The following is a 21,999-nucleotide window of genomic DNA, read 5'->3' on the forward strand; positions in this document are numbered from 1 at the left end:
AATCCCCTACTAATTAAAGATTATTAAATAACGATTAATAAACGGGAAAATAGTTATGTATCCAACACTTCAGTCCATGGGTATCACCAGCATACAGGACATTGAAAAATTCACGTTACGCTACGAAGGCGGTCACGACGTCTTAAAAATTTATTACCGCCGTGAGAAAGGCTCTTTGCTTCCAAAGAGTAAAAAATTCAAATTTGGTCGCTCAACAAAAACCGTATTGGCTGATGGTGGTCAACAAACTTACCGACAAGTACAAGAACCATCATTGATCGTTTTACGAGCGATGGAAGAGCTGGAACAAATCGTCGGTAAGCAGCACGAAACCAAGGCATCAAAAGAAGATTTGATTAAAGAGCTGGAACACCTAGAAAAAGTGGTCAACAGTAAAATCAGTGAGATAAAAGAAAAAATCGAATCGATGCAATAAACCTGTACTGGGTATTTAGCAGAACTTCCCTTTGACCAAGCGATTGCCGTTATCGCTTGGTCAAACAACAATATCAACTGGCTCCCCTCTTTTTTTCTCGCTACAATCTTTCGTATTCTTATCTTCTGTGTACATTTTATAAGCCAATCAATATGAACCTCATTACCTCTGTAGAAGTACTTGCCGACATTATTAGACAAGGCGGCGTTATCGCCTATCCAACTGAAGCTGTTTGGGGGCTGGGTTGTGACCCTTTTAATGAAGCGTCGGTAAGACGTATTTTGACATTAAAAGACCGTCCAGAATCCAAAGGATTAATCTTGGTCGCCGGGGCAAAAGAACAACTGGCGCCTTGGCTTCAGGCTCTCGACGCTACCTCTGCAGCGCGCCTTATCAGCCACAATGACATCCCAACATCATGGGTGGTACCCGACAGCACCATTACACCAAGCTGGGTAAGAGGCGAACACCAAAGCGTTGCAATACGTTTATCTCAACACCAGCCGGTTCAACGCCTGTGCGCTGCCTATGACGGCGTTATTGTCTCTACCTCCGCTAACCCTGCAGGATTATCACCCGCAATGAGTGCAGAAGAAGTGCATGCGTATTTCGGTGACAAGATTGATGCTATTTTTCAAGCACCATTGGGCATGGCTTCACAACCTTCGCAAGTACGGGACATTTTAACCGATACGCTTTTAGAGCTTAACGCCCCACTTCAACCAGCGTGGTTTTCCTGAAAAATACAGCAAGAATGCTGAGCAGCCTGTGTAAAACACACTGTTTTATCCACAATAAAAAAGCCACGTTTCATTCCTGTTATAAATGAAACGTGGCTTTGATTAAAAGACCAAATAATCGTTTAAGTTTAGTGGCCGCCTAGGTAAGCTTCTCGTACTTCTGGGTTGACCAGTAGCTCAGCCCCAGTACCAGTCATACGAATCTCACCGTTGACCATAACGTAACCACGGTTTGCCAATTTCAAGGCGTGGTTAGCGTTCTGCTCCACCAAAAATATGGTCATCCCTGTGCTCGCTACGTCTTTCAAAATTTGAAAGATCTGCTTCACGATAATGGGCGCCAAACCTAAACTCGGCTCATCCAACAACAGCAGTTTTGGACGGCTCATCAAGGCACGAGCGATCGCCAACATTTGTTGCTCACCACCAGACATAGTAGAGGCTCGCTGATTGCGGCGCTCCAGTAATCGAGGAAACAGCTCAAACATTTTCTGCATGTCTTCCTCAGCATGATCCATACCGATTGGAATCGTCCCCATCAATAGGTTCTCTTCCACCGACATACTAGGGAAAATCCGGCGACCTTCTGGTGATTGAGCCAAACCATGCGACGCCACATAATGCGCAGATTTTTGCGAAATATCTTCACCGCGATAAATGATTTCACCTGAAGAAATGCGTGGCTGCCCAAAAATAGACATCAATAACGTTGACTTACCCGCACCGTTGGCACCGATCAACGTCACAATCTCCCCTTCATTTACAGTAAGAGAGACTTTTTTCAGCGCTTGAATTGGACCGTAATGAACATCTACGTCTTTAAATTCCATCAATGTAGTCATAGTGTTACCTCCTCACCTTCTTCTGCACCAAGGTAAGCTGCAATAACTTTTGGATTACTCTTAATGTCATCAGGGCCGCCTTTCGCAATGACTTCACCATGATCCAGCACTACTATGTAGTCCGAAATATCCATGACCATCCCCATATCGTGCTCGATCAACAACACTGTCGTATTATGCTCATCACGCAATACGCGAATCATTTTGGTCAATGCTTCGGTTTCAGATGGGTTCAAACCAGCCGCAGGCTCATCCAAACACACAATCTCTGGATTCGTACACATAGCACGAGCAATTTCTAAACGACGTTGCTGGCCATATGAAAGTTCACCCGCCAATCGGTTAGCAGAATCCACCAAATCAACCACACCCAACCAATAAAAAGCACGTTCTAACGCGTCTTCTTCGGCTTTTTTATAAGACTTAGTGTTTAAAATACCGGCCAATAAGCTGCGATTTGCTAGCATATGTTGTGCCACCAGCAAATTCTCCACCACCGACATTTCTTTGAACAATCGAATATTCTGGAAACGTACGGGCAAGGCCCGCACGGTTCACCAAATGCGAGCCACCAAACATTTTGTATTTAAGGCGCGCAAAGAACGCAAAAGGTGAGAAGAAATCCGTCGTTTTGAACGGTTCGCCTAACACTTTAATGATACTGGTCTCTTTACCGCCAGCAGACAAAATAATCTTACCGCCAGTCGCTTTGTAAAACCCTGTCAAACAGTTAAATACCGTCGTTTTACCCGCTCCGTTCGGACCAATAAGAGCAGAAACAGAGCCTCGTTTAATATCAAAGGTCACGTCATTTAGTGCTTTAATACCACCAAAATGCATCACCAAGTTTTCAACAGCTAAAACATTTTCTTGGCTCATTTCGTTACCCCTTTTCTCGCAGCAAAACCAGTTCGAGTAACACGAACAATACCTCGAGGTTTCCAGATCATCATAACAACCATCAAAATACCAAACATCAACACACGGTATTCAGCAAATTCCCGCAATATTTCAGGTAAAACAGTTAAACAGAAGGCAGCAAGTACAACGCCTAAAGTCGAGCCCATTCCACCCAAGACAACGATCGCAAGAATCAACGCAGATTCAAAGAACGTAAAAGACGATGGGTTGACGAAACCTTGGTAAGAGGCAAAAAACACACCCGCCAAACCCGCCGTAGAAGCACCTAACATGAAGGCAGACAGTTTTACCAGTACGTGGTTTAACCCCAAAGATCGACAAGCAATCTCATCTTCACGCAATGCTTCCCACGCGCGACCAATTGGCATTTTTACCAAACGATGCTTAATGAACAATACCGCCCAAACTACGAAAAATAGAATCAAATACACAAACATGTACTTGTAAGCGGAATCATAAGGAAGATTAAAAAATTCATGGAAGGTTTCACCACTGCTAGAGCGGCGCTTAAATTCCAAACCAAAAGAGTAGGAAGTGGTGCAGAAACACCGTTTGGTCCATGAGTAAAAGACGCCCAGTTTGTTAAAACAAGTCGAATAATCTCACCAAAACCCAGCGTAACAATGGCCAAATAATCCCCATGCATACGCAAAACAGGGAAACCCAGAATCGCCCCAGCAATGGCCGCCATAACGGCCGCTATCGGCAACATAGACCAAAAGCCCAAGCCCAGATTTTCATAACCTAACGCCAAACCGTAAGCACCAATCGCGTAGAAGCCAACAAAACCAAGATCCAGCAACCCCGCCAAACCCACAACGATGTTAAGCCCCAGCCCTAGCAAAACGTATATTAGGCCAAGGATGACAACCGTCAAAACGTATTTGGATGCAATAAACGGAATGATTAAGCCAATCACCATGACCAACGGAATAATCCAGATCATTTTAGATTTATGGCCCGGAGCTAATACCTCCACCCCTTCATTGTTATTCGCGTAACGAAATGCCATCGCCACGCCTTTTTCAGTCTGAAAAAGCATGACATAACGAAGCGGCCTGCGGCGACAATAGCCACCATCCAAGCGACTTTTCCGAACTCAGCATTAAAGTTATACCCATCTAACACGACACCAACAATGGGTCCAAATAAGACCAACGCCATAAAACCGGCAATTAAGGCATCAATGCTACTTTTTTTAAAATTAATTCCGACTGCTTGGCTCATTTATACTTTCTCCACTTCAGGTTTGCCTAAAAGGCCACTTGGGCGAACAATCAAAATGAGTACTAACAAAGAGAATGAAAAAACATCTTTATAATCAGAACTAATCAACCCAGCAAACAGTGCTTCAGACAATCCAAGAATCAACCCACCTAACATAGCACCTGGTAAGGATCCAATGCCGCCTAATACAGCAGCAGTAAAGGCTTTGATACCAATAATAAAGCCAACATAGAAATCAAATGCACCGTAATCAAGCGTAACCAATACACCCGCCAACGCAGCCATAACGGCACCAATAACGAAAACAGTCGAGATAACCTTGTCCGTATCTATACCCAAAATAGAAGCCATTTTACGGTCTTGTTGGGTCGCTCGACACATACGACCTAGTTTTGTTTTTTGGATAACGTAAGTCAGTACACCCATACCCAAAATAGAAATAAACAGAATGAGCAATTTCATGTACGTGATTTGCACAAATCCGTCACCAACATGGAAACGCAAGGCGCCGGTTAACAGTGTTGGTACGCCCTGCTGATTTGCACCTTGGCTAAGTTGCACATAGTTTTGCAAAATCAACGACATACCGATCGCAGAAATCAATACAGACAAACGACTGGAGCTTCTTAATGGACGATAGGCAATACGTTCAATTACCCAGCCATAAGCGCCAGTGACAGCAACCGTTAGGAATAAGGTGCCGACAAGAATGATAGGAAAAGATTCGATACCGAAAAATGTTAAAAGTGCTAATGCAATAGCGGTGATATATGCAGAGACCATGTAAACGTCGCCATGCGCAAAGTTAATCATGCCGATAATGCCATACACCATGGTGTAGCCGATCGCAATGAGTCCATAAACAGAACCAAGGGTAAGACCGTTTACCAACTGCTGGAGAACGATATCCATCGTAAGACCTCGTGGGAATTTTAATAGAGAAATCAGGAGTGCTCACCTAATCCGTGGCGAGCAACCCTGTGTCAGATATGACAGGAACAGAAAACTAATAGGAAATTAATCTACTTGACTATATTTACCTTGAGCATCCCACTCGTACATAACGTAATCAGAAACCGTTAAGTCACCTTTGCTGTCAAAGTCTTTTTTACCCATTACCGTATTAACAGAATGAGACTTCAACCATTTAGCGCCTTTGATTGGGTCTAAGTTATTGTTTGCCAATGCAGCAACAGCCACTTGCATCGCTGTGTAAGAGTACAAGGTATAACCTTCTGGCTCGTAACCGCTATCACGGAATTCTTTGATCACTTTTTTACCCGCTGGGTAAGAGGTTGGATCCGCACCAAATGTCATCAACACGCCATCAACGTATTTTGGAGAGCCCGCTACAGAAACGAATTCGTCAGATACGATACCGTCACCAGAAATAAAGATGGCTTTGGAACCTTGTTCACGCAACTGGCGAACCAATGGGCCGGCTTCAGAGTGAAGACCACCAAAATACACAACGTCTGCGTCTACAGAACGAATTTTAGTAATCAAGGCGTTAAAGTCTTTCTCGCCACGAGTCAAACCTTCGTACATCACTTCTTTTACGCCATAAGCGTTAAGAGTGGATTTCATTGCGTCTGCAAGGCCTTTACCGTACGTGTCCTTATCATGAATAACGGCAACGCGTTTCGCGTTTAGTTTGTCCACAATATAGCTCGCTGCTACGTCGCCCTGCTGATCATCACGACCACACACACGGAAAACGTTTGGCAAACCTTGGTCAGTCAACGTTGGGTTTGTGGAAGCAGGCGTTACCATAATAACACCGGCTTCTTCATAAATTTTTGACGCAGGGATAGAAGAAGAAGAACAGAAGTGACCCACAACAGCAACAGCGCCATCGGAATCCACTAGACGGTTAGCAACCGATACAGCTTGTTTTGGCTCACACGCATCGTCTGCTTTTACCAAAGAGATCATTTCGCCATTAACACCACCCGCGGCGTTAATGTCAGCGGCCGCTTTTTCAGCCCCTTTCCACAATTGTTCACCGAATGCAGCATAAGCCCCAGTATGAGGACCTGCAACACCGATGACCACATCTGCTTGTGCTAATGTAGCCGCACCCGCAACAGCAAGAGAAATTAATGTTTTTCTAACAACCGCATTTGACATAAGAAAAGCCTCTACTCGTTTTGTGTTTTATCGTTATTATTCAAAAGCAAGAAGCGTTCCAACATTTCAACCTATTACAAAGTATTAAATATGGAACGTTTACAGCAATTATTCAAAAAATGTGCACTGTAATGAAGCTACACATTAATATTAGTCTATTGTTTGGTCAATAGTAGTGCGAACAAATAATGCAAATAGAAGAGACAAAACGCTGTCGATTAAAATATAAGCAAAATTAATCACTGTATTTTTTTATTTATAAAGAATTTTATACTGACGAGCGTGATCTTCTGCACTAAGCAGGAGCAAACTGTTTGGAGGGATATTTAAGAGGGCGGATATTAAAACCCCGCGCTGTATGCAAAACACACAACACAGATTTAATGTATTACAAAAAGCCAAGAAATAAATTAGTAAAAACTCCGATTTTTTATCAAAAACCTCCTAGCTTTATAAAATAACCATTTAGGGAGCCGGTTGTGTGGCCACCTTTAACAGCGCTGACACAGGCACAAGATGCACGCCATCTTGCCCTAGATTATGCAGTCGCTTATTAAGGTAAGACATCGTCTCTGGATAAGGATGACCGATTGCCAGCGCACTACCGTGCTTTTTTGCCAACTTAATTAACCGTGTGAATTGTTTGTCTATCGCGGCTTCGGTTCGGATATTATCCAAAAACACATCTCTACTCACTGTTTCTAGACCGAATTCTTGAGCCGTTTGCTTCGCTACACTTTTCGGGCTAGTCAGGCTATCAATAAAAAACAACGAGCGACCTTTTAGGGTTTCCATTACCCACTTCATCGAATCGGCTTTGGTCGTGAGTAAACTCCCCATGTGGTTGTTCACCCCTTTTATACCCGGCAAGCCATCCAGATCATTAGACAACGTAGACTTCAATTCTTGCTCCGACATCTTGGCGTACAATCCACCCGGCCCTAATTTCAGCTCTCGTTGATTTTCCATAGGAGCGTGCAACAGGGTAATTCGATTTTGCTTTTGAGCCCCCAGTGCCGTTTGATGCGCAAAGGGAGTACTAGGCAGAATCGCCAACGCAACTTCGGTCGGCAACAACAACGACGATTCCATACCGTGACGGTTATACCCTAAGTCATCAATCAGGATCGCAATTTTGGGCATTTTAGGGTGAACGTCGACCGCCAGAATCTTGGCAGGGACACCCTCTTGCTTAGGCGATACCACTTTGGGTTCATGCAATGGCTTTGAGGCTGTTTTACCATCTTTAGCACCCTCTTTAGCCGCTGCTTCTTCAGGCAGGGTATGGTCGAGAAATGGCACTATTGATGGAACCCAAGGCGCTGGCGCGTCCAATAATGGCGACTCTGGGAAGGCGACCGATGGTTCGTCGGTATTTTTGGCGGAAATAGGATTAATAACAGGGCCCAAATGCTCAGGCAACACCAACGGCTCCTCAAAATACGCCACACCACCGTCTGAATTATCCTCAACGACAGCGTCATCTGCCACCCATTCATACACATCAACACCATCGCTGTGACGGCTCTCTTGTTGCTCTTTAGAGGTCTCAAAAGTTGGCTCTGACTCCTCCGCCCTTGATGACAAAGTAAACAGACAAATGACGATAAAACCCATTACCTTAAAATTAACCAAGTGAACTATTACCCAAAAAATACGTTGATAAAACAAAACTTAATTCTTACTCGTGAACTTTGGCAGCGTTTTTAAAATGGTTAATGCTTGAAACAATTGAAAATCGCTTTTCGCTAACTCACCAATATCCGATTTCACATCCGCACTCGTACGCTCTTCGCCGCCAGTTCCATTTCCCAAATGCCCTTTTAATTCGGCCTCTTTGACAAAAAACTGTCCTTTATCAAACGTCAAGGTTGCCTGCGGCACCACCAAATCAGGAGTAATGCCTTGTGCCTGAATAGAACGCCCGTTAGGCGTGTAATATAAAGCCGTTGTTAACTTTACCGCATCGCCATTAGAAAGAGGGACAACCGTTTGCACTGAACCTTTGCCGAAGGTTTCTGTCCCCATAATCAACGCTCGACGATGGTCTTGTAATGCGCCAGCGACAATTTCAGACGCAGAGGCAGAACCTTCATTTACCAGCACAACCACAGGCACCGTCGCTAACTTGGTATTTTTTTCCGTTGCCATAAATTGGCTTTTTGACATGTCATGTCGACCATTGGTGTACACAATCATGCCCTTATTAATAAAAACATCGACCACGCCAACGGCGCTTTGTAATACGCCACCGGGATTATTTCGCAAGTCCAAAACAATCCCTTGAATACTATGCTCGGCTTTCAGCTTATCAATAGCCCGGGAAAACTCCGTACTGCTGTCACCCTGAAATTGGCTAATACGAAAATACGCAATACCATCGTCCAACCATTTGTCCGTCACACTGGCGTCTTCGACCAAACGACGAGTCAGCTCGTAATGCTTTACTTCACCATCACGTTCAATATCCAAAGTAACAGTGGAGCCAATTTCCCCGCGCATCATGGTCACAATGTCTTGCATCCCAAGATCGGTAATCAAGGTATTGTCTATTTTAATGATCACATCCCCCGCCAACACACCGGCTTCCTTGGCGGCCGAGCCATCGACTGGCGTAATAATCGTCAAACGCTTGTCTTTCATTTCAACTTCAACGCCAATACCAGCGTAGTTTCCAGACGTGAGTTCATTGAAATCCACCAGTTCACTTTTGGTAAAGTATTCCGAATGAGGGTCAAGTCCTGACACCATGCCTTTTAAGGCTTTATGCAAAATGTCTTCATCAGACATCACTTCGACGTACCCTTCACGAATGGTTTCGAATGTCTCAACAAACGATTGAATCTCCGCAGTGGGCAACTTGGAAGGCTCTTGAACAGCGACAGGAAGCGGCGCAGAAAAGCCGGGCTGAACCAACAGCACAAGAAAAAATAATGGAAGTCGTCGACGTAAAGAATGAATCATGTTTTATCCTATAACATTGTCACGGGTGCGGGATGCAGTGTGCCATGAATATTACCCAGCGTTTACCCAAGAAAGTGGTTTTAATGGTGTTCCGTTATGTCGAATGGCAAAAAACAAAGCGGTATCGGGGCGACCACCCGTGCTACCAGCCATCGCAACCGTATCACTTGCACCGACCCATTCCCCCACTTCTTTCAGCAGGCTTTGGTTGTATCCGTATAATGACATATAGCCATCACCATGATCTAAAATAAGTAAAAAGCCAAACCCTCTCATCCAATCTGAAAACACCACCCGCCCTGAAAAAATAGCATGAACTGGCTCGCCTTCTTTCGCACGTAATGTCACGCCACCTAGGTTAATACTGCCATTGGTTGACAATTCATTAATGGATTTTAAAGGTCGAACTAACTTGCCACGTTGTGATGAAAAAGGCACGTCTTGATCGGGTATTTGAATGTCAGCCAGCGCTTCTTCTAGACGCTTCAACATGTCCTGTAAGTCTTTTTGATCTTGCTGTAACTGTTTGGAGCGCTGATCGCCCTTGGCCAAATCACGGTCCAATTTCGCCAATAATTCTCGGCGGCTTGCTTGTTGCGCCGTTAAGCGACGACGCTCTTCTTTGAGAGAGACTTCTTCTTTGGCTTGCTGTGCTCGATGGCTTCGGATGCTTTTTTCAACCAAGTTCAGATCGCTGACTTCGTTGACGAATCCGTTTACCAAGGATTGTCTCGCATTGGAAAAATAACGGTTGTATTGCACCAAGCGTTGGGCGTCTTCCGAGTTGTCCCCGTTCAGCAGCAACTTAATACTTTCTTCCTTGCCTGAACGATAAACCGCCCTTAATTGGGCGGCTATTTGGTCATTTTGTTGCTGGATACTCAGTTGCAATGAGCGCTGCTGGACTCTCAATTCACCCAGCTGCTTTTCACCTTGTTGAAGACTTTGCTGAATGGACTGAATCTTTTTTAACAACTCTTGGATATCTTTCTCTTTTCCTTCAAGCTGTTTTTCCACATCCGACCGCTCAGACTTCAGATCTTTAAGCCAGGTATTGAGCTTTTTAAGGTCTTTTTGCAATGCTTGAATCTGCTGCTTAGCTTCTTCTGGAGTTTGTGGTTCGCCTGCTGACCAGCTCACGCTGGACAGCAGTAACAAACTCAAAAGAAGGCAACGTGATAATAACATCATCACTATTTTAAGCCCGCGTGAGCAAGCTCACACCTGTCATTTCCGCCGGCTTATCCATGCCCATCATATCCAGCAGGGTGGGAGCAAGGTCACACAAAGCGCCTTCTTTCAACCCTACCCCCTGAGAAGGAGAAAACAACACCAATGGCACAGGTCCAATCGTATGAGATGTTAAAGGCTGCGCACCATCATCACTCAACATTTGCTCCACGTTGCCATGGTCTGCGGTAATCAAACATTGGCCACCATTCACTTTCAACGCATCAATAATTCGACCTAAGCAGGCATCAACCGCTTCAACCGCTTTCACTGCCGCTTCAAAAATACCACTGTGGCCTACCATGTCGCCGTTCGCGAAGTTACAGATAATCGTGTCGTACTTGCCCGCTTCGATCACCTCAACCAACTTGTCCGTCACTTCTGGCGCACTCATTTCTGGTTTTAGATCGTACGTTGCCACATTTGGAGAAGGGATCAACTCGCGCTCTTCGCCATCAAACAACGCTTCTTCCCCACCGTTGAAGAAAAACGTCACGTGAGCGTATTTTTCGGTTTCCGCAATGCGTAGCTGCTTTTTACCGTGTTTTGCCAGCACTTCACCCAATGTATTCGTCAAAGCAATCGGCGGAAATGCCACATCAGCGTTGATGTCAGAAGCAAACTCCGTAAAGGTTACAAACGACGCCAGCGTTGGATAAACAGCGCGAGTGAAACCATCAAAGTCAGCGTCCGTAAAAGCACGAGTCAGTTGGCGCGCACGATCAGGGCGGAAATTAGCGAAGATAATCGCATCGCCATCTTGCACTGGTGCCGACTCACCAATCACGGTGGCTTTCACAAATTCGTCGTTTTCATCGCGATCATAAGCGGCTTGAATCGCGCTTTCTGCGCTCTCTGCTTGGAATTCGCCTTTGCCTAATACAATGGCATCGTACGCCGTTTGCACACGATCCCAACGATTGTCACGGTCCATGGCATAATAACGCCCCGTCAAGGTGGCAATTTTACCAACGCCTAGCTCAGCAAGCTTGGCTTCTAACTCAGCCGCTGGCGTTTTAGCCGAACGAGGCGGCGTGTCACGACCATCCGTAAAGCCATGCACATAAACCGCTTTCGCACCACGTTTTGCCGCTAACTCACACATTGCCATTATCTGCTCGTGGTGACTGTGAACGCCGCCATCAGACAGCAAACCTAAAATATGCACAGCCTTGCCAGCCTTCACCGCTTTATCGACCGCATTGACCAGCGCGTCGTTCTCAAAGAACGAACCATCTTCAATGGCTTTGCCGATACGAGTAAAGTTTTGATACACCACGCGGCCAGCGCCTAAGTTCATGTGACCGACTTCAGAATTACCCATTTGACCTTCAGGCAAACCAACGGCAAGACCGGATGTTTTGATTAAAGTATGCGGCTGATTGCTCCATAACGCGTCCCAGTTAGGCGTGTTCGCAGCAGCAATCGCGTTAGAAGTAGAGGTTTCGCTGTATCCCCATCCATCAAGGATAAAGAGGGCTGTGGTCTTTTTGTTCATGTTAATCTATCCCGTAAATTGATCATGATTATGACTCGATACTATCACAGGCTTGTAATTTAGTTACAGACTCGAGTCTCTATTCGGACTATTAATTTCATTAATAAGAAGCAGGCAGTTCACTTCGTTTTGCCAACAGCCAGTCTCTAAAGATGACCACTTGCTCCAAATCCGCCTTATCCACAGGGTACGACAAAAGGTACTCATGGGGGGTAATCACCGCACTACCAAAAGGGGCCACCAGCTCGCCATTTTGTATGCTACGTTGCGCAAGAATCGTCGGCATGATCGCAATGCCCATGCTGTTTTTCGCCGCTTCCAACAACATATGAAAATGCGCGAACGACGCCCCCGCAAAAGAACCACTTTCTAGACCCTGCGCGACCATCCAATCGGGCCAAGCGTTAATACGCGATGACAGATGCAAAAAAGGAAACGCGGTCACGTCTTCCACTCGCCATGCATCTGTCATTTTATCTAGCGCACGATCCGCTCCAATACGCTCCAACAAGGCAGGAGAACACACCGCTATCACCTTTTCTTTCATCAACTGATGAGAAATAGCGCGTGGCCAATGATCGCCACCGTAATGCAAAATAATATCGATGCTTTCTGGATCTATCTTTGCAGCATCATCCAATGAACGTACTTTGATTTGAAACTGAGGGTGAGCCAGTTGAAACTCAGCCAGAAGAGGCATGAGCCAATACGATGCCAGCGTCGGAAGCGCGGAAATCGTCAATGTGGTTTTCTCGTCCTCGCGATGCAACATCCGTAAACAGGCGTTTTCCATTCCGTCCAACAGAGGCACCACTTCTTTGTAATACGCCGCCCCCGTTCCCGTTAATACCAATCGCTTGTTTAAACGAATAAATAGGTCACGCGAAAGAAATTCTTCTAGATTACGAATTTGTCGGCTAACCGCACTTTGGGTAAGGTGTAATTCTTCTGCCGCCTTTGTAAAACTTAAATGTCTAACAGAAGCTTCAAAGCATTTTAAAGCGGTTGACGATGGGATATAACGGCGCATCTAGACGTTACTCATAAACAGGACCAAGAAGGGAATAACTGTATCCTATATCTCTCTTATTCCCAAACAGTAAAATAAAAAACGCACCATAAAGATGCGTTTTCATACCATTACTTATCGCTTCTAGCTTAACGCGTGGGACTGCTGACCAAGATGGTAAGTGTGAGCACCCACTTCGTAAAATAAGCGCTTCAATTCTCGAAACGAAATATCTCTAAGGATGGTGGTTGGAATCGACAAACTGTCTCGACGGCCTGACAGCCATTCCGCCAACTCGGCACCCACTACCGTTCCTGGGCCAATACCGCGACCACTGTAACCGGCCACACTGAACAAGCCTTTTTGCAGTTGTTGGCAATGCGGCAAATGGTCTTCACTGTAGGCAATTTTACCTGTCCAACAATAATCCCATTCCACCTTGCTCAGAATCGGAAACAATTCTGTGACGCGCTGCGTCGCCCAATTCGACAACACACTGCCCTCGCCGCCCATTCCACCAAACACCAAGCGGCCTTGATTGTCTAAACGAAAAGAGCTCATCACTGTACAGGTGTCCCAAACGCCTTCTTTATTCGGCAACACGCTAGCCAATTGAGCGTCACTTAATGGCTTAGTCGCCAACTGGGAATAAAAGATTGGTACAAACTTACGCGCCTGCTCTTTCACACCAAATTCCGAATACGCATTGGTCGCAAGAATCACTTTTTCAGCGTGAACCTCGCCTTTTTCCGTGTGCAGAACCCAGCCGTTTTCAGCGGGCTCAATTTTACTCACAGGCGATTGATCAAACAGTTTCGCGCCTTCTTTCAACGCCGCATGCGCTAGCCCTCTGGCGTACGCCAATGGCTGAATCGTTCCCGCTCTTGGGTCAAACAATGCAGAATTGAATTTGCTAGAACCAATGCGCGCTTCTGCTTCGGCGGCATCCAGTAACTCAACGGGCGCACCGCGCTTTTTCATTTGCTCATAGCGACGCTGCAATTGCGCTAAACCGGCTTTACCAACCCCCGCATGCAAAGTGCCATTACGCACGGGTTCGCATTGAATATCGTATTCTTTTATCAAGCCATACACACAGTCGGGAGCCGCCGCTAATGCCTTGTACATGATATTACCAGCGTCCACGCCAATGGCTTGATCCAGCTGATCGGGTTCCAACCAAACACCGGCGTTCGCCAAACCCACATTTCGTCCCGAGCCACCAAAGCCAACTTCTTGGGCTTCAACCACCGCCACAGATACGCCAAACTTGGCCAAATGCAACGCCGCTGAAAGCCCCGTAAAACCCGCGCCGACAATAACGACTTCCACATCCATACGCCTCTTCCAAAGGCGTTAAAACAGGCGCATCAGGAGAGCTTGCACGCCATAACGAATTACAGATTTTTTCAGACATAAGACGACCCTAAAAAGGAAATTGGCCAAAACCTACAGCAAAATTGAAACAGGCGAGAAAATCTCGCCTGTTGTGTTTGAGAGAAAACAATTATTCGAAAACAATACCCTGAGCCAATGGCAAGTCACCGCCGTAGTTCACGGTATTTGTTGTACGGCGCATGTAGTTTCTCCACGCATCAGAGCCCGATTCACGACCGCCACCGGTTTCTTTCTCACCGCCGAACGCACCACCAATTTCCGCACCGGATGTACCGATGTTCACGTTGGCAATGCCGCAGTCAGAACCCGCTGGAGACATAAACAACTCGGCTTCACGCATGCTTTCTGTAAACACAGCAGAAGACAGACCTTGAGGCACTTCGTTTTGGATTTCAATCGCTTCGTCAAACGAGCTAAACGTCAATACATACATAATTGGCGCGAAGGTTTCTTCGTGTACGATCGGCGCATCGTGGGCAATGCGAACAATCGCAGGCTTCACATAGAAACCACCCGCTGGCACGCCTTCTGTCACACGATCGCCACCACAAATAATTTCGCCACCTTGCTGTTTCGCTGTTTCCAACGCCGCTTGCATACGATTAAAGCTGCCTTCGTCAATCAAAGGCCCCACAAGATTGCCTTCCGTCAATGGGTTACCAATGCGAAGAGAACCGTAAGATTTCGCCAAACGATCCACCAAACCATCCACCACAGACTCATGCGTGATTAAACGACGCAATGTTGTGCAACGCTGACCAGCAGTACCGGCGGCAGAGAATACTATAGCGCGCAAAGCAAGATCCAAATCCGCTGTGCTAGACACGATCATGGCGTTGTTGCCACCCAGCTCCAACAAAGAACGACCTAAACGACCCGCCACAGTCTTAGCAACCGCACGACCCATTGCTGTAGAACCGGTCGCCGACACGAGAGGGAACGTTTCACTTGCTGAAATCGCTTCACCCAAATCACGGTCACCAATCATCACAGACACCGCCGCTTTAGGGATATCAGGCATGTCCGCAATCACATTTTGCGCGATTTGGTACATTGCTAAAGCACACAGTGGCGCTTTTTCAGAGGGTTTCAGTAGAATAGGGTCACCACAAACAAGACCCAGCATGGCATTCCACGCCCAAACGGCCATAGGGAAGTTAAACGCGGTAATCACTGCAACCGGACCCAGTGGTTGCCACTGCTCCATCATACGGTGGCCTGGACGTTCAGACACAATAGACAAACCGTGCAACATACGAGATTGACCCACGGCGAAATCACATACGTCAATCCATTCTTGTACTTCACCCAACGCTTCAGGAACGATTTTGCCCGCTTCCAACGAAATCACTTGAGCCAATTCATTTTTGTATTTACGCGCTTCATCACCAATACGACGAACCAATTCGCCACGACGTGGTGCAGGAATGGTACGCAATACTTTGAATGCGTCTTTTAATTCTGCGTTTACGGCCTCTAACTGAGCTGGCGTCGCATTATTAAAAGTAGACAATTTTGCACCGTCAATCGGGCTGTGCGCAGAAAAAGCGCTGCCTTCACCCAAAGTAAGTGTATTGCCTGTTAATACGCTGAAAAAAGTATCGCCTTGTTTCAGTGTGTTGATACCCAGTGTGTCTAAGCAAGTCAGTGACATATGAACCTCTGTGATGTGTGTATTTATCAATAATAGTGAACTTCCTCCACCTTAACGGCCTCCGTAAAAAATGAGAAATACCGTTTTTCTGTTGGTGGTCTAGCTTTTTCCTATAGCAAGACAATAAACCTATAGGTATATTGAAAAGAATCAGGGGATCAATCGTTACTACGGTCGATGGGCAAAAGAATAAACACAAAAAGAGCACACAGATGGACATTCGATCACTACGTTACTTTATTGCGGTCTATGAAGAACGCAGTCTAAGCGCCGCCGCCAAGCGTTGCTTTGTGGCGCAACCTTCCATATCGACGACGGTGTCGCAGCTCGAAGACGATCTGGGCACCAAACTCTTTGTCCGTCACTCAAAAGGCGTATCGCCCACCGACAGCGGATCTCAACTTTACCCCCATGCCTGCAAAATGGTCAGTGACCTTAGCGCTATGCGCAGTTTATTCAGTGACACACCAGCGCCGCTTGCGCTATCGATTTCCTTAACGCCGTTTTTGTCTGGCGCACTGATTAGCCAAGTGATCAAAACCATGCTCGACGAAGTACATGGGCTCACCCTAAAACTGGTCGACGAGTCAGAAAGTGCCGACCTGCGCTTCACTTGTAATCGCTACACCACAGAAGAAGACGTTTTTTATCCACTTTGGGAAGACGACTATGTGATTGCCATGCCGTTAGATCATTGGCTGGCCGATTTCCCTTCTGTTTCGATCAAACAAATAGACAAGCAACCCTTTATTTCCAGAACGCCATGCGACATTTTGGAATCGTGGAACTACCTCTTACAAAAACAGGAACTCACCACTGATATTCGAGCACAGGTAAAAACCGAAGAGTACGCACTGGATTTAGTGGCAGCGGGCTTGGGCATTTCCTTAATCCCCGAACATTCGTCACGAGGCCGTAACGATCTCTGTTTGCGCCCGTTGAACGACGTCAAACTTAAACGTGCGGTTGGCTTAGCGCACAAAAAAACACGCAGCTTCCCAGCGCATCTGATCAACACCATCTTGACCGCGAAGCAGCAACTGTTCCTCCATAAAAACGCCACAGACAATCGGCTCGCATAACTTTTACGCATCACAACGTGCGTTTTTACCTTTTGCATCGACGACAAAGCGTGAATTAGAGTAATGGTCATTCGTTAGAGACCGTCTCTACTTCGATCCGCCCACTTAGGAGAATTTCATGAAACCAGCCGATTTTTTTGCGTCCTTATGGGATCAATACACGGTTATCACCCCACAGGCACAGCGCATTCAAGACTTGTTTAAAAGCCACGGTGAAACCGTACTGAACGACCACGTGGCGTTTCGTACGTTTAACCATTCGCCTGTTTCATTGGAAAAACTAGAGCCGCAACTAGAAGCCATTGGCTACAAAGCCTACGGTGCGTTTAACTTCGAGAGCAAACACCTAAAAGCACGCTGTTACAAACACCAAACAGATGTTGATTCCCCGAAAGTCTTTCTTTCTGAATTATTAGTGGAAGAGTTACCCGCTCACTGCCAAGAGATCATTAGCAAACTGGTTGCACAGATTCCAGCAGACGCGGTACAAACACCCGCCATTTTTTGGGCTGGTAAACTATGGGAAACACCAACGGAAGCAGAATACCTTGCTCTGGCTGAGCACAGTGAGTACGCAGCGTGGTTGTCCACAATGGGCTTGCAAGCCAACCACTTCACCGTCAGTATCAACCATTTAAAGCAGTTCCCTACCATTGAAGAGGTGAACGCACTGTTGCTAAACGAAGGTTATGCCCTTAACCAAGTAGGTGGATTGGTAAAAGGCTCTCCAGAATCCTACTTGGAACAATCTTCGACCATGGCCGACAAGGTCGACTACACCTTTTCCGATGGCGTACAAAAAACCATCCCTAGCTGTTTCTATGAATTCGCCCGTCGTCACACTATGCCAAACGGTGAGTTGTTCGACAGCTTCATTGAAGGCAACGCGGATAAAATCTTTGATTCCACCAGCGCAAAATAACCAAGCAATCGAATAACACGAAGAACGAGCCCCATGTGGCTCGTTTTTTTGCCTCACGTCACACTCCGACCGCCGCCACCTAACCAGATAAATTAACATGCAAAGCCATCGCACAAAGGTTTCTCAGAGTATGTACCGATTCTATTGGCCGTGTATAATGCTCGCAGTTTAAATATGGGCCTTACGATTATGATGAACCAACTTATTGAATTTTCTATTAACCACTGGGAAATGGTCGCTGTCTTTTTCGCGATTCTAGCAACCTTACTTTTTGTCGAAAGCAAAGGTGGCGCGCAAGGGCTTTCTCCTTCTGCAGCAACCAATCTAATGAACGCTGAAGACGCGGTTGTTGTCGACATTCGTCCGGAAAAAGAATTCAGCGCTGGCCACATCACAGGGGCAATGAACATTCCTGCGGCGAAAATGAAAGACAACATGAAACGTCTTGAGAAACACAAAGATGCCCCAATCATCATAGTATGCAAATCTGGCGTGACCGCTGGAGCAAGCGCTAAAGACCTTAAAAAATCGGGTTTTAGCAAGGTGTATAAACTTCAAGGCGGCATTGCTGAATGGCAATCATCCAACCTGCCACTGGTTAAAGGGTAACAGAAATTATTATGGCCACTGTCACTATCTATTCGAGCGATTACTGCCCGTTTTGCGTTAGAGCTAAACAATTATTAACAGCAAAAAACATTGCTTTTAATGAGATCCGTGTCGACGGAGAGCGTGAATTAAGACAAGAAATGATGGAGAAAAGCGGCCGTCACACCGTTCCACAAATTTGGATTGGTGAACAACACATTGGTGGATGCGACGATCTTTATGCGCTGGAGCGTGAACAAAAACTGGACGCCATGCTTGCCTAAAAGCCAGCGTTCCAATGATGCATTCACGCATAGCTTACGTGGCACGCATCACCAAACAACAACATAAAAAACGATAGAAAAGGAACCAAGATGTCCGATACTGCAGAAACTCAAGAAGCACAAACACAAGAAGCGCAAGCACCTCAACTTTCTATGCAGCGCGTCTTTTTAAAAGACATTTCTTTTGAGTCTCCACGCTCACCAATGATTTTCCAAGAAGAATGGAAACCAGAAGTTGGCTTAGAACTGAACACTAAAAGCCGCCAAGTGGGCGAAAGCGTATACGAAGTGGTACTAGAAATTACGGTTACCGTGAAAAATAGCGGACAAACGGGTTACTTGGTACAAATTCAACAAGGCGGTCTGTTTGTGATTTCTGGTCTTGATGATCAGCAATTGCATCACGCATTGGGCGCATCTTGCCCTGCGACCTTATTCCCATACGCGCGTGAAAACATCGACGCCATCGTTGTGAAAGGCAGCTTCCCTGCAATTATGCTTGCCCCTATTAATTTTGATGCGCTATACCTAGAAAGCCTACAGAAACAACAAGCTGAAACAACTCAATAAATAACCATTGAGTGATCAAAAAAAGGAGGCCACGTGCCTCCTTTTTTATTGCATAATAGTGCGCTCTCCACCCTTGGAAAGTTGTCATGAAAAAGAAAAAGAAACCGTGTCCAAACTGCATAAAAGCCCGCTGGCTCATTCTCTACTTGGGCTGTTTTGCGTTATTCGGCGTTTTGATTGCCAATCAATTTTTAGAAAAAGGAATGTAATGTGAGATCGCTCCTTCTATGGATTAGTGTGAGTGTATTAAGTGGCTGCGCAACCTATCAGCAAGACATTGAGGCAGGATTGAGTTTAGCCAAAGCAGGCGAATGGAAAGAAGCCGAAGGCAAACTAGAAGAAGTTCTAGACAGCAAACAAGACAAGTTACTGTATTACATGGAAATTGGGGCACTAGCCCAAAACCAAGGTGACTATGCGCGCAGTAACACCCTATTGGAACAAGCCGAGAAACTCAGCGACACCTTCTTCCCAGAGAATTTTTCCAATCGCTCTTGGGCCTTACTCAGCAACCCCAGACAAAGTGATTATCGAGGCAGTGGTTTAGAGCGGGTATACATCAGTTACCTGAAATCCATGAACTACCTTGCTCTTGCGAAACAAGAAAAAGACACCATCAAAAAACGCCAACTCAGCGACGCTGCGCTGGTTGAGGTGCGACGTATTGACATCAAGCTAAATGAAATCCGCGCACAAAACCCCAACTACCAAGATTTGAACGCCAGAGAAAACCAAGCATTTTATAAAGACGCACTCAGTTGGCTGGGCGATTTTTACACTGGCGGACGCGATACTGATAAATTTTTGTACCGTGATGATGCATGGGCACGATACATGGAAGGCCTCCAATATGAAATCGATGGCGAATACGACGACGCTCGTATCAGCTATCAAAAAGCCGCCAACCTCTACCAAGATGGGTATGCCAAACAATACGCGTTATCGGCGACGACCTCGGAACGCGCATGGCTAGACGCCATTCGTATGATGCAAAAAGGCGGTTTTAGCCAAAGTGAGATCGACGCACAAATCCAAGCCAAATTGTCTCCTGCTATGCAAGACATCCTCAAACAGTACCACCCAGACGATGCGGAATTAGTAGTGCTGGAACATCAGGGCTTTATTCCAGACAAAAGCGAAATGAGCTTGCTGCTGTATGCCGACCCGCGTGCGTACTCCTTAGTGCTTGAGCCTCTTCACGGAGGCGGCACCATAGAGGAAAACGACGCGTTTCGTTGGTTCACCATGGTGTACGCCGACATAAATCCACTCAATCTGATCGCCAACTACAAAGCCGGCGGCGCATGGGGAACCTTTTCGGGCATATTTACCAAACGCGTGATTCTAGGACGACCAGTCTGGCAGCAACTGCAATCTATGGACGTTGATAAGCTACTGACGGAACAAACAATTCGCGTTACCGTGCCATATTATCGTCGTTTCACCCTGGACCAACAGCAACCCACATTGCACATTAGCGATACCATCACCTCATCCAACCAAGGCATGAGAATGTCATCATTGGCTGATATCGCCTTTCAAGAGCAGCTGGCACAAGCCCAACGAGACATTTACGAAGGTTTAATCAGAGAGTTGCTCAGAAGCTGGTTGGCGTACCAAGTTACCAGCAATGTGAAAGACGACAGCGCCAGCCTGATTTTAAACCTGATTGGCCAAGTGGCCGTGTTTGCGTCCTCCGCTGCTGACACTCGCAATTGGCTGATGCTTCCAGCGCAAGTCAGGCTGACCCGTGAGCCTTTGGCCGCCGGCAGCTATACGCCAGAATACCGCGTCAATCGACACACGTTTTCGCTTGGCAAAACACAATTAGACGCCAAGAAAATTACACTTTGGAATCTACGCAACCCTTATTAAATTGATTACACTAACGGCTTGACCTCAGGCTAATACGGACGCAAGGAAAATCTTATGCACATGAGTACGCAAACACAGTCTAAATGGGCTTTCCTATCATGGAAGGGAATGTTCACCTTGGCGATGGCCATGCTATTAACCGCGTGTTCTGGCAGCGTAAAACGCCTAGACACCAACGAAGAAGTCGCGCTTTCAGACCGCTGGAATGACACCGACTCTCGCCTAGTGGCAGAAGAAATGATGGGCGACATGCTCACATTCCCGTGGTTCCGTGACTTTAATTTTAGTCAAAAAGGCAACCCAACTGTCATTGTCCAAAACATCCGTAACAAGACCTCGGAACACATTCCCGTCGACACCTTTATCAATGACATCAAGCGCAGCCTATTACGCGCAGGCAAAGTGGACTTTGTGGTGTCTGGCGCCGAACGTGACGACATTCGCAACGAACGTGAAGAACAAGAACTCAACGCGGCCCCAGAAACCGTCGCCAAATTTGGTCTTGAGCAAGGTGCAGGTTTTGCTTTATCTGGCACAATCAACTCCATCATCGATTCTAATGGCGACCAGCGTGTTAGCTTCTATCAAGTCGACCTAAAATTGATTGATATGACGACAAACCGTGAAGT

20 protein-coding genes and 2 pseudogenes are annotated in these 21,999 nt (G+C 46.2%); 10 read left to right on the forward strand and 12 right to left on the reverse strand.

All coding sequences use genetic code 11. From position 1 onward, the window contains the following. The first annotated feature begins 55 nt into the window (after nt 1–55). Nucleotides 56–436, forward strand: a complete 381-nt coding sequence (locus N5P32_RS13135) for a DUF3461 family protein (RefSeq protein ID WP_265729494.1) — start codon at nt 56–58, stop codon at nt 434–436. A gap of 152 nt (nt 437–588) precedes the next feature. Further along, complete coding sequence (locus tag N5P32_RS13140) at nt 589–1,176, forward strand: L-threonylcarbamoyladenylate synthase (RefSeq protein WP_265729495.1); 588 nt, start codon at nt 589–591, stop codon at nt 1,174–1,176. 128 nt (nt 1,177–1,304) lie between these two features. Here N5P32_RS13140 and N5P32_RS13145 read toward each other — a convergent pair whose 3' ends face one another. The 12 genes and pseudogenes from N5P32_RS13145 to amaB form a co-directional block, all read right to left on the reverse strand. After that, a complete protein-coding gene (locus tag N5P32_RS13145; RefSeq protein ID WP_265729496.1) occupies nt 1,305–2,018 on the reverse strand; it encodes an ABC transporter ATP-binding protein in 714 nt (237 codons plus the stop codon). Further along, nucleotides 2,015–2,897 (reverse strand): annotated as a pseudogene (locus N5P32_RS13150) (ABC transporter ATP-binding protein). The gene N5P32_RS13145 and the pseudogene N5P32_RS13150 overlap by 4 nt, the downstream one beginning before the upstream one ends. Next, nucleotides 2,894–4,166: pseudogene (gene livM, locus N5P32_RS13155) on the reverse strand (high-affinity branched-chain amino acid ABC transporter permease LivM). Before livM ends, N5P32_RS13150 begins: the two co-directional pseudogenes overlap by 4 nt. Beyond that, nucleotides 4,167–5,078: an ABC transporter permease subunit gene (locus N5P32_RS13165; protein ID WP_011978557.1), complete on the reverse strand. Its 912-nt coding sequence runs from the start codon at nt 5,076–5,078 to the stop codon at nt 4,167–4,169. 105 nt (nt 5,079–5,183) lie between these two features. Further along, on the reverse strand, nt 5,184–6,296 hold the full coding sequence (locus N5P32_RS13170; protein WP_265729497.1) for a branched-chain amino acid ABC transporter substrate-binding protein: 1,113 nt from the start codon (nt 6,294–6,296) through the stop codon (nt 5,184–5,186). A 465-nt stretch (nt 6,297–6,761) separates the two neighbouring features. Beyond that, entirely contained in the window at nt 6,762–7,931 is a 1,170-nt protein-coding gene (locus tag N5P32_RS13175; protein WP_265729498.1) for a divergent polysaccharide deacetylase family protein, read from the reverse strand. A gap of 39 nt (nt 7,932–7,970) precedes the next feature. Next, complete coding sequence (locus tag N5P32_RS13180; RefSeq protein ID WP_265729499.1) at nt 7,971–9,260, reverse strand: S41 family peptidase; 1,290 nt, start codon at nt 9,258–9,260, stop codon at nt 7,971–7,973. A 51-nt stretch (nt 9,261–9,311) separates the two neighbouring features. Next, nucleotides 9,312–10,451 (reverse strand): murein hydrolase activator EnvC family protein, encoded by a 1,140-nt coding sequence (locus N5P32_RS13185; protein ID WP_265729513.1) that lies wholly within the window; start codon nt 10,449–10,451, stop codon nt 9,312–9,314. Nucleotides 10,452–10,458: 7 nt separating this feature from the next. Further along, a complete protein-coding gene (gene gpmI / locus N5P32_RS13190; protein WP_265729500.1) occupies nt 10,459–11,988 on the reverse strand; it encodes a 2,3-bisphosphoglycerate-independent phosphoglycerate mutase in 1,530 nt (509 codons plus the stop codon). A 100-nt stretch (nt 11,989–12,088) separates the two neighbouring features. Further along, nucleotides 12,089–13,018 (reverse strand): LysR substrate-binding domain-containing protein, encoded by a 930-nt coding sequence (locus tag N5P32_RS13195; protein ID WP_265729501.1) that lies wholly within the window; start codon nt 13,016–13,018, stop codon nt 12,089–12,091. Nucleotides 13,019–13,141: 123 nt separating this feature from the next. Further along, complete coding sequence (locus N5P32_RS13200) at nt 13,142–14,335, reverse strand: NAD(P)/FAD-dependent oxidoreductase (protein ID WP_265729502.1); 1,194 nt, start codon at nt 14,333–14,335, stop codon at nt 13,142–13,144. 169 nt (nt 14,336–14,504) lie between these two features. Further along, nucleotides 14,505–16,049, reverse strand: coding sequence for an L-piperidine-6-carboxylate dehydrogenase (gene amaB, locus N5P32_RS13205; RefSeq protein ID WP_265729503.1), 1,545 nt, complete (start codon nt 16,047–16,049; stop codon nt 14,505–14,507). A gap of 212 nt (nt 16,050–16,261) precedes the next feature. Here amaB and N5P32_RS13210 point away from each other — a divergent pair, with 212 nt between their 5' ends. The 8 genes from N5P32_RS13210 to N5P32_RS13245 all read left to right on the forward strand — a co-directional run. Further along, a complete protein-coding gene (locus tag N5P32_RS13210; protein WP_265729504.1) occupies nt 16,262–17,131 on the forward strand; it encodes a LysR family transcriptional regulator in 870 nt (289 codons plus the stop codon). A 118-nt stretch (nt 17,132–17,249) separates the two neighbouring features. Then, complete coding sequence (locus N5P32_RS13215; RefSeq protein WP_265729505.1) at nt 17,250–18,053, forward strand: DUF1338 domain-containing protein; 804 nt, start codon at nt 17,250–17,252, stop codon at nt 18,051–18,053. Between the two features lie 189 nt (nt 18,054–18,242). After that, nucleotides 18,243–18,662, forward strand: coding sequence for a rhodanese-like domain-containing protein (locus N5P32_RS13220; RefSeq protein ID WP_265729506.1), 420 nt, complete (start codon nt 18,243–18,245; stop codon nt 18,660–18,662). Nucleotides 18,663–18,673: 11 nt separating this feature from the next. After that, a complete protein-coding gene (gene grxC / locus N5P32_RS13225; protein WP_265729507.1) occupies nt 18,674–18,925 on the forward strand; it encodes a glutaredoxin 3 in 252 nt (83 codons plus the stop codon). A gap of 90 nt (nt 18,926–19,015) precedes the next feature. Further along, nucleotides 19,016–19,495, forward strand: a complete 480-nt coding sequence (secB, locus tag N5P32_RS13230; protein ID WP_265729508.1) for a protein-export chaperone SecB — start codon at nt 19,016–19,018, stop codon at nt 19,493–19,495. An 86-nt stretch (nt 19,496–19,581) separates the two neighbouring features. Then, nucleotides 19,582–19,704: a hypothetical protein gene (locus tag N5P32_RS13235; protein WP_265729509.1), complete on the forward strand. Its 123-nt coding sequence runs from the start codon at nt 19,582–19,584 to the stop codon at nt 19,702–19,704. 28 nt (nt 19,705–19,732) lie between these two features. After that, nucleotides 19,733–21,370: a hypothetical protein gene (locus N5P32_RS13240; RefSeq protein ID WP_265729510.1), complete on the forward strand. Its 1,638-nt coding sequence runs from the start codon at nt 19,733–19,735 to the stop codon at nt 21,368–21,370. 54 nt (nt 21,371–21,424) lie between these two features. Continuing rightward, the coding region (locus N5P32_RS13245) for a penicillin-binding protein activator LpoB (RefSeq protein WP_265729511.1) at nt 21,425–21,999 on the forward strand (575 nt) is incomplete at its 3' end.

Origin of the sequence: Marinomonas pontica, from assembly GCF_026191375.1 — a bacterium.
In the GTDB taxonomy this organism is placed as follows: domain Bacteria; phylum Pseudomonadota; class Gammaproteobacteria; order Pseudomonadales; family Marinomonadaceae; genus Marinomonas; species Marinomonas pontica.

Excerpts from the sequence above, each read along its gene's own strand:
- N5P32_RS13135 (WP_265729494.1), top strand. The coding sequence starts at position 56 with ATGTATCCAACACTTCAGTCCATGGGTATCACCAGCATACAGGACATT.
- N5P32_RS13140 (WP_265729495.1), top strand. The coding sequence starts at position 589 with ATGAACCTCATTACCTCTGTAGAAGTACTTGCCGACATTATTAGACAA.
- N5P32_RS13145 (WP_265729496.1), bottom strand. The coding sequence starts at position 2,018 with ATGACTACATTGATGGAATTTAAAGACGTAGATGTTCATTACGGTCCA.
- N5P32_RS13165 (WP_011978557.1), bottom strand. The coding sequence starts at position 5,078 with ATGGATATCGTTCTCCAGCAGTTGGTAAACGGTCTTACCCTTGGTTCT.
- N5P32_RS13170 (WP_265729497.1), bottom strand. The coding sequence starts at position 6,296 with ATGTCAAATGCGGTTGTTAGAAAAACATTAATTTCTCTTGCTGTTGCG.
- N5P32_RS13180 (WP_265729499.1), bottom strand. The coding sequence starts at position 9,260 with ATGATTCATTCTTTACGTCGACGACTTCCATTATTTTTTCTTGTGCTG.
- N5P32_RS13185 (WP_265729513.1), bottom strand. The coding sequence starts at position 10,451 with ATGATGTTATTATCACGTTGCCTTCTTTTGAGTTTGTTACTGCTGTCC.
- gpmI (WP_265729500.1), bottom strand. The coding sequence starts at position 11,988 with ATGAACAAAAAGACCACAGCCCTCTTTATCCTTGATGGATGGGGATAC.
- N5P32_RS13195 (WP_265729501.1), bottom strand. The coding sequence starts at position 13,018 with ATGCGCCGTTATATCCCATCGTCAACCGCTTTAAAATGCTTTGAAGCT.
- N5P32_RS13200 (WP_265729502.1), bottom strand. The coding sequence starts at position 14,335 with ATGGATGTGGAAGTCGTTATTGTCGGCGCGGGTTTTACGGGGCTTTCA.
- amaB (WP_265729503.1), bottom strand. The coding sequence starts at position 16,049 with ATGTCACTGACTTGCTTAGACACACTGGGTATCAACACACTGAAACAA.
- N5P32_RS13210 (WP_265729504.1), top strand. The coding sequence starts at position 16,262 with ATGGACATTCGATCACTACGTTACTTTATTGCGGTCTATGAAGAACGC.
- N5P32_RS13215 (WP_265729505.1), top strand. The coding sequence starts at position 17,250 with ATGAAACCAGCCGATTTTTTTGCGTCCTTATGGGATCAATACACGGTT.
- N5P32_RS13220 (WP_265729506.1), top strand. The coding sequence starts at position 18,243 with ATGATGAACCAACTTATTGAATTTTCTATTAACCACTGGGAAATGGTC.
- grxC (WP_265729507.1), top strand. The coding sequence starts at position 18,674 with ATGGCCACTGTCACTATCTATTCGAGCGATTACTGCCCGTTTTGCGTT.
- secB (WP_265729508.1), top strand. The coding sequence starts at position 19,016 with ATGTCCGATACTGCAGAAACTCAAGAAGCACAAACACAAGAAGCGCAA.
- N5P32_RS13235 (WP_265729509.1), top strand. The coding sequence starts at position 19,582 with ATGAAAAAGAAAAAGAAACCGTGTCCAAACTGCATAAAAGCCCGCTGG.